At 51.2% G+C, this 455-nt stretch carries 2 pseudogenes; both read right to left on the bottom strand.

The features are described from left to right. Positions 1-116, bottom strand: a pseudogene (gene oppB / locus QMM04_RS23105) (oligopeptide transporter permease); the annotation flags it as partial. Positions 117-197: 81 nt separating this feature from the next. Beyond that, a pseudogene (locus QMM04_RS23100) lies at positions 198-455 on the bottom strand (oligopeptide ABC transporter substrate-binding protein OppA); the annotation flags it as partial.

Genomic DNA, 455 nt, shown 5'->3' with positions numbered 1-455 from the left:
CGCTCGCCGGTAAACGGACTGCCGGGTGCCAGTCGCATCATAAAGAAGGAGATGGTGATCAGGATGAAGAGCGTCGGGATCGCTTCCAGAAGCCGACGCAGGATGAATTTTAACATTGCCGTACCTACCAGGCTGTTGCTTCACAAAGTCAAAAAGGCGGCGCTACAGCGCCGCCACTGTCGATAGCCTGAGTGCTATTAATGTTTAATGATATACAGGTTTTTATCGAGGGTTTTATCCAGCGGATCATTACCGGTGTAACCGCCCACGTACGGTTTCACCAGACGCGCATTCACGTAGTAGTAAACCGGCACGATGGTGCTGTCTTTATCCAGAATCTGCTCAGCTTTCTGGTAATCCGCGACACGGGCTTTATCGTCTACCGCTTTCACCGCATCGTGGATCACTTTATCGAAGTCTGCGCTCTTATAGTGCGAGGTGTTACTGCTGCTGTC

Origin of the sequence: Pantoea sp. Pa-EAmG (genome assembly GCF_030024295.1) — a bacterium.
GTDB lineage: Bacteria > Pseudomonadota > Gammaproteobacteria > Enterobacterales > Enterobacteriaceae > Pantoea > Pantoea dispersa.
Note: the sequence above shows the minus strand (reverse complement) of the source record. Positions and strands in the feature narration are given on the sequence as shown.